Origin of the sequence: Kocuria salina, assembly GCF_013368965.1 — a bacterium.
Lineage (GTDB): Bacteria > Actinomycetota > Actinomycetes > Actinomycetales > Micrococcaceae > Kocuria > Kocuria rosea.
Map to the genome: position 1 here is coordinate 43638 of NZ_SSSF01000001.1, position 11886 is coordinate 55523.

Annotated in this window: 11 protein-coding genes; 6 read left to right on the forward strand and 5 right to left on the reverse strand. The window is 76.5% G+C overall.

The annotated features are described in order from the left end of the window. Positions 1-113 precede the first annotated feature (113 nt). Entirely contained in the window at positions 114-719 is a 606-nt protein-coding gene (locus E7Z53_RS00225) for a MarR family winged helix-turn-helix transcriptional regulator (RefSeq protein ID WP_176336881.1), read from the reverse strand. A gap of 38 nt (positions 720-757) precedes the next feature. On the opposite strand from E7Z53_RS00225, the gene E7Z53_RS00230 reads away from it, so the two are divergent. From E7Z53_RS00230 to E7Z53_RS00240, 3 genes are read left to right on the forward strand one after another with little or no spacing between them, the layout of a single operon-like run. Next, a complete protein-coding gene (locus E7Z53_RS00230) occupies positions 758-1561 on the forward strand; it encodes a glycosyltransferase family A protein (RefSeq protein ID WP_176336882.1) in 804 nt (267 codons plus the stop codon). Next, entirely contained in the window at positions 1558-2193 is a 636-nt protein-coding gene (locus E7Z53_RS00235) for a hypothetical protein (RefSeq protein WP_176336883.1), read from the forward strand. Before E7Z53_RS00230 ends, E7Z53_RS00235 begins: the two co-directional genes overlap by 4 nt. A gap of 3 nt (positions 2194-2196) precedes the next feature. After that, a complete protein-coding gene (locus tag E7Z53_RS00240) occupies positions 2197-2745 on the forward strand; it encodes a TspO/MBR family protein (RefSeq protein WP_176336884.1) in 549 nt (182 codons plus the stop codon). A gap of 26 nt (positions 2746-2771) precedes the next feature. Here E7Z53_RS00240 and E7Z53_RS00245 read toward each other — a convergent pair whose 3' ends face one another. The 3 genes from E7Z53_RS00245 to E7Z53_RS00255 all read right to left on the reverse strand — a co-directional run bounded on the left by E7Z53_RS00245 (position 2772) and on the right by E7Z53_RS00255 (position 7407). Beyond that, a complete protein-coding gene (locus E7Z53_RS00245; RefSeq protein WP_176336885.1) occupies positions 2772-4898 on the reverse strand; it encodes a S8 family serine peptidase in 2127 nt (708 codons plus the stop codon). A 237-nt stretch (positions 4899-5135) separates the two neighbouring features. Next, the gene (locus E7Z53_RS00250; RefSeq protein WP_176336886.1) at positions 5136-6785 is read right to left on the reverse strand and encodes a S8 family serine peptidase; all 1650 of its coding nucleotides are present in this window, start codon (positions 6783-6785) and stop codon (positions 5136-5138) included. A 202-nt stretch (positions 6786-6987) separates the two neighbouring features. Continuing rightward, positions 6988-7407, reverse strand: a complete 420-nt coding sequence (locus E7Z53_RS00255) for a DoxX family protein (protein ID WP_176336887.1) — start codon at positions 7405-7407, stop codon at positions 6988-6990. Between the two features lie 126 nt (positions 7408-7533). Here E7Z53_RS00255 and E7Z53_RS00260 point away from each other — a divergent pair, with 126 nt between their 5' ends. The 3 genes from E7Z53_RS00260 (at position 7534) to E7Z53_RS00270 (ending at position 10647) form a co-directional block, all read left to right on the forward strand. Next, positions 7534-8145: a malonic semialdehyde reductase gene (locus tag E7Z53_RS00260; protein ID WP_176336888.1), complete on the forward strand. Its 612-nt coding sequence runs from the start codon at positions 7534-7536 to the stop codon at positions 8143-8145. 93 nt (positions 8146-8238) lie between these two features. Continuing rightward, a complete protein-coding gene (locus E7Z53_RS00265) occupies positions 8239-9411 on the forward strand; it encodes a type III polyketide synthase (RefSeq protein WP_133410964.1) in 1173 nt (390 codons plus the stop codon). A 9-nt stretch (positions 9412-9420) separates the two neighbouring features. After that, positions 9421-10647, forward strand: a complete 1227-nt coding sequence (locus tag E7Z53_RS00270; RefSeq protein ID WP_176336889.1) for an NAD(P)/FAD-dependent oxidoreductase — start codon at positions 9421-9423, stop codon at positions 10645-10647. Positions 10648-10706: 59 nt separating this feature from the next. Here the strand turns inward: E7Z53_RS00270 and E7Z53_RS00275 are convergent, their stop codons facing one another. Further along, complete coding sequence (locus E7Z53_RS00275; RefSeq protein ID WP_176336890.1) at positions 10707-11720, reverse strand: hypothetical protein; 1014 nt, start codon at positions 11718-11720, stop codon at positions 10707-10709. Positions 11721-11886: the final 166 nt, after the last annotated feature.

The following is an 11886-nucleotide window of genomic DNA, read 5'->3' on the forward strand; positions in this document are numbered from 1 at the left end:
GGTCCGCGTCCCGGTGCCCGGACGAGCGCTCGAGAAGGCCGATTCGCGCGAGAAGACCGTCACCATTCCCCCATTCCACCACAGTCCTTCGAAAATCGAATCAATTGTCCGTGTCACGCCGTGCGCGGAGCCGCCCCGGAACCCTCCGGAGCCGCCGCGGGCGGGGTCCCCCCGGTCGCCGCCCCGTCCTCGGGCGCGCCCTCCCCCGCCCGGTGGCCGGCCCGGCGGACCGCCTCGGTGAGCTCGGGCAGGCGCCGCCGCAGGACGTCGATCTCCTCGTCGGTGCAGTCGTCGAGCACCGCCAGGACCTCCTCGCCCATGGCCGAGAACATCTGGCGGCCGGAGCGGTAGGCGTGCTCGGTGGCCTGCAGGCTGACCTCCCGCCGGTCGCGGGGGTCGACCGCGCGCACCAGGTGCCCCGCGGCGACCAGGCGCTTGATCACCGTGGTGGTCGCCGAGCCGCTGAGCACGAGCCGGCGGGCGATGTCCCCGGCGCGGATCGGGCGGCCGGCGCGGTTGGCCTGCATGACCTCGTTGAGGGCGTGGACGTCCTTGTGCGCCAGCCCGAAGCGGCGGCGGACCTGGTCCGCGTACCGCTCGGCCTCGGTGCTGAACTGCTGCAGCAGGAAGAGCACGTCGAAGCCGCGCCGCCCCCGGTGCGCGCCGCCGCCCGGCGCCGCGGCGCCGGACGTGCTCATCGTGCCCTCGTCGGACTGCATGTGCCGATTCTAGGGCACGGGCGCGAGAGAATGGGGCCATGACGGAGAGCAGAGACCCGACCGGACCCGGCCACCCACCCGCGGGGGCGTCCGGCGCCCCCACGGTGTCCGTGGTCGTGCCGGCCCGTGACGACGCCGTGCACCTCGCGCGCTGCCTGGGGCTGCTCGCCGCGCAGACCCGGCCGCCGGACGAGATCGTGGTGGTGGACAACGCCTCGAGCGACGGCACCGCGGACGTGGCCCGCGCCGCCGGGGCCCGCGTGGTGTTCGAACCCGCGCCGGGCATCCCGCTCGCCGCGGCCGCCGGCTACGACGCCGCCCGGGGGGACGTGGTGGTGCGCTGCGACGCGGACACCGTCCCCGGCCCGGAGTGGATCGCCGGGCTGCTCGCGGCCCTTGCGTCCCGCCCCGACGTGGTCGCCGTGGCCGGCCCGGGCCGCTTCCACGGCCTGCCGCCCGGCCTCGACCGGCTGCTCTCCGCCCTCTACATCGGCCTGTACGTGCTCAGCACGGCCGCCGCGCTGGCCCACCCTCCCCTGTTCGGCACCAACATGGCGATGCGCCGCTCCTGGTGGCTCGAGGTCCGGGACGGCGTCCACCGGCACGACCCGGAGCTGCACGACGACTTCGACCTCAGCTTCCGGCTGGACCCGGCGCACCGGATCCTCTTCCGGCCCGGCCTGTCCGTGGGCATGTCCCCGCGGGCGCTGCGGGGCGGGCGCCCCGCCGTCCGCCGGCTGGCGCGCGCCTTCCGGACGATCCGGCTCAACTGGGCCGACGAGCGCCCGTGGGAGCGGTGGCAGGCGCGCCTGGGGCACCGGCTGCCGGGGGGCCGCGCATGAGCCGGCTCGCCCTGGCGGTGCGGTGGCTCGGCCCGCTCTCCGTGCTGCTCACCGCCCTGTTCTTCGACGCCGTGGGCGCCTCCGTGATGATGCTCGTGTGCCTGGCCATCACCATCACGTGGCGGGCCCGGCTGCCCGCGGCCCTGGAGATCACCACGGACCTGACGCTGCTGGTCGCGGCCTGGAGCTCCGTGTTCCTGCTCTACGAGAGGTACGACCACTGGGACCTGGTCGTCCACTTCGCGGCCACCGCGGTGCTGGCCGAGCTGACGTTCCGCGCCCTCGAGCGGTGGTCCCGGCTCTCGTCCCCCGGCCCGGTCTCCCACGTGGTCCTGGTCAGCTCCCTGGGCGCGGCACTGGCCCTCGTGTGGGAGTACCTCGAGTTCGCCGGCTACTACCTGGTGGACCCCCGGGTGAACGTGGGCTACCTGGACACCATGGGCGACATGGCCGCCGGCCACGCCGGGGCGGTGGTCGCCGGGATCCTGGGCACCTGGGCCCGGCAGCGGGCGGACGCCTCCGGCGGCACCCGTCCGGACGGCGCCGGCCCACCGGACCGCACCGGCCCCCGGGACGCCGTCGGGAGGCGGCACGCCGCCGAGGACCCGGACACCACCGAGACGAAGGACTGACCCATGTTCTGGACGAACCTGCTCAAGACCAGCGCGCAGACGGGGGCGGCCGCCGCGGCCGGCACCGCGGCCTCCGCCGGGGTGGACAGCCCCTGGTACCGGGACCTGCGGAAGCCGGGGCTGCAGCCGCCGGCCGCCGTGTTCCCGGTCGTGTGGACCGTGCTCTACGCGGATCTCGCGGTGACCTCCGCGGCCGTGCTCACCGAGCTGCAGCGGCAGACCCGCCCGGGCGCGCACCGCCGCGGACCGCGGGTGCGGACGATCCGGCGCCCGGGGTGCGCCCCGTCCGAGGCGGCACGGCGCGAGCGCGGCTACCGCCGGGCGCTCGCGCTGAACCTCGCCCTCAACGCAGGGTGGAGCTGGGTCTTCTTCACGAAGCACGACACCGGCCTGGCCACGGTCACGGCCGCGGCGCTGACCGTCAGCACCGCCGATCTCGCGCGCCGGGCGGCGCAGGCACGGCCCCTGCACGGCGCCGCTCTGCTCCCCTACGCCGGCTGGTGCGGCTTCGCCACGGTCCTGAACGCCCGCATCCACCAGCTCAACTCCTGAAGCGGGTCCGGGCGGCCCGGGCCCGCTCAGCGGGCGGAGACCGTGATCGCGCCGTGGCGGTAGCCGATCGATCCGCCCTGGAAGCGCTGGACGACCGTGTCCCCGGAGCGCTGCTCCGGGGTCACCGGGTAGCCCAGGCGGCCGTGCTCGCCCCGGAGGTCGGCGTGGGCCCGGCCGATCGCCCCGCGCACGGGCTGCGCGCCGGTCGCGGGCGACCACAGGATCCTGCCCCGCTCGAAGGACTGGTGCGCCCCGCCGTCCGGGCCGCGGTGCTCACCGCCCAGCGGGTGCCCCAGCAGACCCGTCTCCGCGCCGAGGGCCGCCCAGCGCGCGCCGACGGCGCCGTGCACGGGGGCCGCACCGGTCCCGGCGCTCCAGACGACCGTGCCCCGCTGGAAGTGCTGGTGGACGCCGCCGGCGCCGTTGTCGCGCTCCCCGGTCCGGGGATAGCCCAGGAGGCCGTTCACGCCGCCGGCGCGGTTCCAGGCGCCGCGCACACCGCCGTGCACCCACCGGGCGCCCGAGTCCGCGCTCCAGTAGACGGCTCCGCGCTCGAACTCCTGGTAGCAGCCGTCCTGGGCGAGGCCGCACCGTTCGTGCGAGCGCGGCGCCCCGGTGGAGGCGCCGATCCGGGCGTGGAGGGCGCCGATGGCGCCCTGGGTGCGGTAGCCCTCCTGGAGCGTGGCCCGGGCGACGGCGGCCCTGGGGTGCACGAGCCCTGCGCCGCAGCCGCCCGGGCAGGACCCGGGCAGGGGCCGGGCCGTGGCGGCCAGGACCTCCTTGACCTGGGCCGGGGAGAGGGACGGGTCCGTCTCGCGGACCAGCGCCACGACCCCTGCGACCGTGGGGCTGGCCATCGAGGTGCCGTACTTGTAGGAGTAGGTGCCGCCGCCGGGCCGGGCGCTCCCGGTGTCGGCGGTGGACAGGATCTGCCGGGAGGGGTCCCCGCCCGGGGCGGCCAGCGTGACCCGGCCCCAGTTTGAGTACCCGGCGCGGGCGCCCTGGGCGGTGCTGGCGGCCACGGTGATCACCCCCCGGCAGTTGGCCGGGGACTCCATCCTGGCGTCGCGATCGTGGTTGCCCGCCGCCACGACCACGCTCGCCCCGCGGGACAGGGCCCGGTCGATCCCGTCCTGCAGGGCGGCCGGGCACGTGCTGGAGAGGAAGCCCAGGCTGAGGTTCACCACGGTCGCCGGGTGGGGGTTCGCCGGGACGGCGTCGACGTCCTCGCCGGCGGCCCAGGCGATGGCCACGGCGATGTCGGACACGTACCCGTCCCCGCAGGCCCCGAGGGCGCGCACCGGCAGGAGCGTCGCGCCGTGGGCGACACCGGCCACACCGGTGCCGTTGTTGCCCCGCGCCGCCGCGATGCCCGCCGTGTGCGTGCCGTGCCAGGAGGAGGAGCGGGCGGCGGAGCCGGATCCGCACTCGCCGGGACCGGCGTGGTCCCCCTCGTCCCGTGGGTCAGGGTCCCAGCCGTCCCCGTCGCGGGAGTGGCCCGGCTGCACGCCCCCGGCGTGCAGGGAGACGAAGTCGTGGCCCGGTGCCACGTTGGCGTCCAGGTCGGGGTGGGACGTGATCCCGGTGTCCACGACCGCGATGGTCTGGCCCCTGCCGGTCGCCCGGTCCCAGGCGCTGGGCAGGTCGAGGCCTGCCGCGGCGGGCTGGAGGTTCCACTGCGACGTCGCGTAGTACGGGTCGTCGGGCACCGCGGCGATGCTCGCGAGGTGGTCCGGCTCGGCGTACTCGACGGCCGGGTCCTCCTCGAGGGCGCCGGTCAGGGTCTCGAGCTGTTCCGCGTCGAGGAGCCCGTCCGCCGCCACGACCCGGGCCGAGTCCACGGTCCGGCTGATCTCGTCCAGCAGGGGCGCCGCCGCCGGCTCGCCCGCCGCCGCGCCCCCGGGCGCGATCCGCTCCGCGGCCTCCGCGTAGACGCGCTCGCGGGCCCGCGGGGCGGGTTCCGCGCCGTCATTGAACTTCACGATCACCCGGTCGGTCGCGCCGGGGCTCCCGGCCCCCTCCGCAGCGGGCGCGGGCGCCGGTGCGGCGGGCACGGTGGCCTCGGCCGGGGGCCGGGCCGCGGCGGGGGCCGCGGCGCCGGCCAGGATCAGGACCAGGGCGGCCGTCAGGGCGCGGCCGTGGAAGGACGTCATGGACTCTCCAGCCGGTGGGGGGTGCAGCGCGCAGCGGGGGAGCTGCGGCGCGCCGACCACGGGAAGCGGGGAGTCGGCGCCGCTGCGCTCAGCGTACGGAGCGTCTGCTCGTGTTACCGAATGGGAAGATCCATGCTTTTCGCTGGACTTAGAGGTCGTCTCGGAGGAACGGCCCGGGGACGACGACGGCGCCGCCCACCCCGAGCGGGTGGACGGCGCCGGCGGGCGGGGCGAGGGTCAGCCGGCGGCGGGGATCGCCCACCACTGGGCCGGGAGGACCTGCTGCCAGCGGGCCCCGAGGCCGGCGTTCCAGACGATCCAGCCGTTGGCGAACTCCTGGAAGCAGGGCGTGCCGCCCAGGGCGCACAGCTCCCGGGAGCGGGCCTCGCCGGTGGTCGCGCCGATCTTCCGGTGCAGCGCCCCGATGCCGCCCGCGGTGCTGAAGGGCTCGCCGCCCTGCACCGCGACCAGCGCGGAGACCGGGTCGACGATGCCGGCGCCGCAGCCGGGCGCGCACCCGCCGGGGGCCTGCCGGGCCGTCGAGGTCAGGGCGTCCTGGAGACCCGCCACGCCCAGCCCCGGAGCGAGCTCCCGGAGCAGCGCCACGGTGCCGGCGACCGCCGGGGCCGCCATGGACGTGCCGTTGCGCTCCGTGTACGTGGGTGCGCCGAGGCCCTGCGCCCCGGCGTTGCCGGTCGAGAGGATCTGCGCGTAGGGGTCCCCGCCCGGGGCCGCGACCGTGACCGAGCCGAAGTTGGAGTAGGGGGCCAGCGCGCCCGAGACGTCCGTCGCGGCGACCGAGATCACGCCGGCGCAGTTGGCCGGCGCGGACTGCGCGGCGTCCACGGCCTGGTTGCCCGCGGCCACGACCACGGGGATCCCGCGGTTCACGGCCTCGCTGATCGCGGACTGCAGCACCGCCGGGCACTCCCCCGGCACGCCGAGGCTGAGGTTGATGACCGTCGCGGGGTTCGGGTTGGCGGCGGCGCCCGCCACCGGGGCGCCGGCGGCCCACAGGACGCCGGCGGCGACGTCGGTGATGTACCCCTGGCTGCAGGCGCCCACGGCGCGCACGGGCAGGATCCTCGCGTCCGGGGCCACCCCCGCGACGCCCAGTCCGTTGTTCGCGTCGGCCGCGGCGATGCCGGCCGTGTGGGTGCCGTGCCAGGTGGAGCTCGGGGGCATGGGGCTGTTGGGGCACAGCACGGCGTCGGGGTAGTCGCCCATGTCCGTCGGGTCGGCGTCCAACCCGTCGCCGTCCCGGCCGTTCTGGGCCGTGGAGACGAAGTCGTAGCCGGGCAGGACGTTGGCGTCCAGGTCGGGGTGGGCGGTGATGCCGGTGTCCACGACGGCGATGGTCTGCCCGGCGCCGGTGGCCCGGTCCCACGCGAGGGGCATGCCCAGTCCGGCCGGGTCGTCCCACAGGCTCCACTGCAGCGCGGCGTAGGACGGGTCGTTCGGCACGGCGGTGGTGGTCGCCAGGAGGTCCGGCTCCGCGTACTCCACGGCGGGGTCCTGCTCCAGGGCGGTGGTCAGCGCGTCGAGCTCGGCGCCGGCCAGCATCCCGTCGGTCCGCACCACCTGGGCGCCGTCCGCGGTGGCCGTGGTCTCCACGAGCCCGGCGCCCCCGGACCGGCCGGCGGCCTGCGCGTACACGACGTCGCGGGAGTCCTCGGGGGCGGTGCCGTCCCGGAACTTCACGACGAAGCGGTCGGTCGCCGCCGTCGAGTCGGCACCGGGGGCGGCAACGGGGGCCTCCGGGACCGGCTGGACGGCCGGGGCCGCGGGTGCGGTGGCCCCGGTCGCCGCCGCGGCGGAGCCCAGCGGGACGAGGGCGAGGGCGGCCGCGAGCGCGAGGGAAGCGGTGGTGCTGCGGGTGGTGGTCAAGGATTCCTCCGGCCGTCAGGACGGGAGGCGGCATGGTGCGCAGAGCCCACCCCCCGATGGACTGGAGCGAGAGCGATCCCCCTGCGGAAACGGAGCCCCCGCTCCTGTGCTCTGCCCAGCGTAGGGAGGGTGTGCGTGTGTGACCGAATGCGAACCCCGCGGACCGGGTCCGGGACGTCGCCCCGGACGAGGCTGCGGGCGCTCAGCCCGCCCGGACGATGCGGAGCGCTCCGGCGATCAGGGGGACCTGCAGGGGGAGCCGCACGAGCGTCACGGCCCGCCGCACCGGGGGGCCGCGGCGGGCACGCCAGGCCATGGTGACGTTGCCCGGCCACACGCCCACGAACAGGGCGGCCGCGGCCCAGCCGCCGGCGCGGCGGGTGCCGGGACGGAGCAGCAGCGCCCCCACACCGATCTCCGCCACCCCGGAGCCCAGCGTCCAGGCGCGGGGCGAGCCGGGCAGGGACCGCGGGATCAGCCCGTCGAAGAGCGCGGGCCGGACGAGGTGGAGCACGCCCGTCCCGCACAGGACCGCGCCCAGGCGCAGGGCGCGCACCGCGGCGCCGGAACGGACCGCGCGGCGGTCCGCGCCGGGCAGGAGCTGCGAGGGACGAAGGGGCATGGGGCCAGGGTACCCAGCGGGAGGCACCGCGACGTGACGGACGGCACACGAGGCCCCCGGCATAGACCCGCCCCGCTCTTTGTTGACGTGTACATCAACCTGTTCGTGCCCCCGAAAGGACTTCCCGTGGCTCCCGAGACCCTGCAGGACCAGCTCACCCTCGACGCCCTCGCCGCCGACCTCCTCTTCCGCGAGGCCCGCACGGCCTCGGAGTTCCTCGACGAGCCCGTGGCCGACGAGCAGCTCCGGGCGGCCTTCGAGCTCGCCAAGATGGGCCCCACCGCCATGAACATCCAGCCGCTGCGCGTGACGTGGATCCGCTCCGCGGAGGCCCGGGAGCGGCTGCTCCCGCACATGGCCGAGGGCAACCGGGCGAAGACCGCCGCCGCGCCCGCCGTCGCGGTGCTCAGCTACGACGTGGACTGGCACGAGCACCTGCCCGCCCTCTTCCCGCCCGCCGCCGGCAACCAGAAGATGTTCGCGGGCAACGAGGAGCTGCGCGCGCAGATGGGCCGGGACAACGCCCACCTGCAGGCCGGGTACTTCGTGCTCGCCGTGCGCGCCGTCGGCCTCGCCGCGGGCCCCATGGGCGGTTTCGACGCCCCCGGGGTGGACGCCGAGTTCCACGCGGGGACGAGCCTGCGCGCGCTGATGGTCGTGAACATCGGCGCCCCCGCCGCCCCGCGCCACGACCGGCTGCCGCGCCTGGACTTCGACGCCGCGACCCGCACTGTCTGAGGCGGCCCCGGGCGGACCCGCCGGCCGCGGGTCCGCCCGGCCCCCGCGCGCCCTCCGTGGCACCTGTCGGCCCGAGGACGGATACTGGACGGGATGACGCCCGCACTCCTGTCCCTCGGCACGGCCCTCCCGCCGCACGTGCTCGAGCAGACCGACGCCCAGGACCTCTACCAGGCCCAGCCCGGCACCGACCGGCTCAACGCCCGGCTGCTGCGCACGGTGTTCGGCGCCTCCGGGGTCCAGCGCCGGCACACGGTGCTGTCCGAGCTGGTCGAGGACGGCGCCCGCGCCGGATCCCCGTACATCACCGAGGACGGCCGGTTCCTGACCCCCCTCACCGGCGTCCGGAACCGGACCTACGTGGAGCAGGCCCCCGCGCTCTTCGCCGAGGCCGCGAGGGACGCCCTCGCCCGCTGCCCCGGGCTCGACCCCGCGACCGTCACCGACGTGGTGACCGTCTCCTGCACCGGCTTCTTCGCCCCGGGCCCCGACTACCAGCTGGTCCGGGACCTCGGCCTCGACCCGGCCGTCCGCCGCGCGCACATCGGCTTCATGGGCTGCCACGGCGGGCTGATCGGGCTGCGCCAGGCCGCGGCCATCGCCACGGCGGACCCGGACGCCGTGGTCCTGCTCGTGGCCGTGGAGCTGTGCACGCTGCACCTGCGCCCGGCCCGGGACCCGGACGCCATCCGGGGGGCCGCGCTCTTCGCCGACGGCGCCGCGGCGGCCGTGGTCAGCGCGCGGACGCCCGAGGGCGTCACCCCGCTGCTCGAGCTCGACCGGTTCCGCACCCTCGTGATCCCGGACGGCGAGGACGCCATGGCCTGGACCATCGGCGACGCCGGGTTCGAGATGATCCTCGGCGCCGCGGTGCCCCAGGTCCTCGAGGACAACATCCACACCGCCCTCGCCGCGCTGCTGGACGGGCCGGAGGGGTCCGTCGACCGGGACCGCATCACCGACTGGGCCCTCCACCCCGGCGGCCGCGGCATCCTCGACAAGCTCGAGGACACCCTGGGGCTGCCGCCCGAGGCGCTGCGGGAGTCCCGCGACGTGCTCGCCACGCGCGGCAACATGAGCAGCGTGACCGTCCTGCACGTCCTGCGCCAGGTGATCGACGCGGCCCCCGCGGACGAGACCCGCACCGTCTGCGCCCTGGCGTTCGGGCCGGGCCTGACCGTAGAGTCGGCGCTGTTCACGATCCCCGCCCGGGCCGCGGCACCGGCCGCGGAGCTCGATCCCGCCGCGGCCGTCCCGATCCGCTAGGAGGTTCCCGTGGACCACGACGTCGTCGTCGTCGGCGCCGGGCTCGCCGGTCTGCAGTGCGCCCACCTGCTCGAACGGCACGGACTGGACGTGGTGGTGCTGGAGGCCTCCGACGGCGTCGGGGGCCGGATCCGCACCGACACGGTCGACGGCTTCCGCTGCGACCGCGGGTTCCAGGTGCTCAACCCCGCCTACACCGAGCTGCGGCGCAGCGTGGACGTCGCGGCCCTGGGGATCCAGCAGTTCGACGCCGCCGCCGGGGTCCGCCGCGGCGACGGCATCGACGTCCTCGCCGACCCCCGCCGCGTCCCCTCCCGGCTGCCGGGGACGCTGCGCAGCCCGCTCGTGGAGCTGCGCCGGCTGCCCGCCCTGGCTGCCTGGCTCGCCCCGGGCCTGGACCCCCGCGCGCGGCGCCGGGAGCGGCGGGACCTGCCCTGGCACGATTCCCTCGACGCCGCAGGAGTGCGGGGACCGCTGCGGGACCTGGTGCTCGAGCCGTTCCTGGCGGGCGTGATCCTCGAGGACGAGGGCCGCACCTCGGCCGCCTTCGTGCGCGAGCTCGTCGGCTGGTTCCTGCTCGGCACCCCCGGCCTGCCCACCGGGGGCATGGGCGCGCTCCCGGCCTGGATCCACGACGGGCTCCGGTCCCCGGCCGTCCTCGGTGCCCGCGTGGACGCGGTGGAGCGCACCGGGAACGGGTGGACCGTGGGCGCCGGGGACGCCGCCTGGCGGGCGTCCGCCGTGGTCGTGGCCACCGAGGGCCCGGCCGCCGCCCGGCTCCTGGACCTGCCGGACACCCCCATGAAGGGCGAGGCGACCTGGTGGTTCGCGGCGGACGCCGCGCCCTCCGACCTCGGGTGCCTGGTCCTGCCGGGCGAGTCGACCGGCCCGCTCGTCGACACGGCCGTGGTCAGCAACGCCGCCCCCAGCTACGCCCCGGACGGCCGGGCGCTGATCCAGGCGACCGCCCTCCTGCCGCGGGGCGCCGAGCTCCCCGCCGAGGCCGACGTCCGCCGGCAGCTGGGCACGATCTGGTCCGCCGACGCCGCCGCCTGGGACCTGCTGACCGTGCACGAGGTGCGCCGGGCGCTGCCGGAGCAGCCGCCCGGGCTCGTGGCCGACCGGCCCGCCGCCCTCGGCGACGGCCTGTACGTGTGCGGCGACCACCGCACCGACGGCTCGACTCAGGGCGCCCTGCGCTCCGGGCGCCGCGCGGCCGAGGCCCTGCTGGCCTGAGGCCGAGGCCCTGCTGGCCTGAGCCCGCCGGTCGCCGGGGTGGCCCCGGCCGCGCCGGGTCAGTCTTCGTAGGTGTCGGCGAGCCGGCGGCGCTGGTGCTCCCGGCGGCTGTAGGTGGCCTCGCGGATGGCCTCGTCGCTGTCGAAGTTCGAGCCCAGGGCGCCGGCCAGGGTGCCCAGCGACGCGGCGAGCCAGGACAGGTGCAGGTAGTCGAGGAGATCGACGGGATGGCCCAGCTGGGACTCGAGGTAGCCGGCCTCGATCACCGCCAGGCCCACGAGGAGCAGCATCGCCCACAGGATCACGTACATCAGGGCCACGCTCAGCCACACGGTGATGACGGTGGAGGCGTTGTCCGACCGGGACCGCCAGGGTTCGCCGTCGTCCGCGGAACGGTTCCACAGGCCGTTGTGGAGGATGAGCCAGCCGCTGAGCGCGGCGGTGACCACCACGCTGATCGTGGCCAGCCGGAGCGGGGACAGGACGTCGGACATGTTCCAGATGGAGGCGTAGAAGATGCCGAAGGCGCCGGTGGCAGCCGCGGCCGCCACACAGCTGGCCAGGGCCGGCAGCAGGCGCCCGGGCTGGTTGCTCAGGATCATGCCGATCAGCAGCCGCAGCCGGTTCATCCGCCCGGGCAGCACGACGTAGGCCGCGCCTCCCGCCTCCCCCGAGGAGACCTTGCGCGCCGCCGCCCGTCCCAGGGCCCCGTGCACCGCGGACGGCGAAGGGGCGTCCTCGGCGCCGTCCCGGATCGCGCCGACCAGGGCGGCCAGCAGCCGGCAGGTCTTGCGGGAGAAGTGGTCGGCGCCCAGGCCCGGCAGCGAGACCAGCGCCGCGGCGTCGGCCGCGCCGATCTCGCAGAGCAGCGGTTCCCCGTCGTGGACGCGCGGCAGGTCCGTCAGGTACACCACGAAGTCCCACCCGTGCTCCTCGCGCAGCCGGCCGGCCTTGTCCAGCAGCGGGATGTTCCCCTCGGCCGTCAGGGGCAGGGTCTCGCGGCTGACCTCCACCGTCCAGGAGATCTCCGGGCCGGAGCGTTCCGCGAGCGCCCGCGGCAGGTCTTCGGCCACCCGACGGGCCACCTTTTCCGGCAGCCCCGGATCAGCGAGAACCCCTACGGTCAGTGACTGCACATGGCCTCCTCCCCCGAGCGCACGGCACGTGGTGCCGCGGCCTCGGAGGCTGCCCCGCGGAGCAGCTCGACGTCGTCCCCCGAGCTTAGCCATCGGCAGACCG

Excerpts from the sequence above, each read along its gene's own strand:
- E7Z53_RS00225 (WP_176336881.1), bottom strand. The coding sequence starts at position 719 with ATGCAGTCCGACGAGGGCACGATGAGCACGTCCGGCGCCGCGGCGCCG.
- E7Z53_RS00230 (WP_176336882.1), top strand. The coding sequence starts at position 758 with ATGACGGAGAGCAGAGACCCGACCGGACCCGGCCACCCACCCGCGGGG.
- E7Z53_RS00235 (WP_176336883.1), top strand. The coding sequence starts at position 1,558 with ATGAGCCGGCTCGCCCTGGCGGTGCGGTGGCTCGGCCCGCTCTCCGTG.
- E7Z53_RS00240 (WP_176336884.1), top strand. The coding sequence starts at position 2,197 with ATGTTCTGGACGAACCTGCTCAAGACCAGCGCGCAGACGGGGGCGGCC.
- E7Z53_RS00245 (WP_176336885.1), bottom strand. The coding sequence starts at position 4,898 with ATGACGTCCTTCCACGGCCGCGCCCTGACGGCCGCCCTGGTCCTGATC.
- E7Z53_RS00255 (WP_176336887.1), bottom strand. The coding sequence starts at position 7,407 with ATGCCCCTTCGTCCCTCGCAGCTCCTGCCCGGCGCGGACCGCCGCGCG.
- E7Z53_RS00265 (WP_133410964.1), top strand. The coding sequence starts at position 8,239 with ATGACGCCCGCACTCCTGTCCCTCGGCACGGCCCTCCCGCCGCACGTG.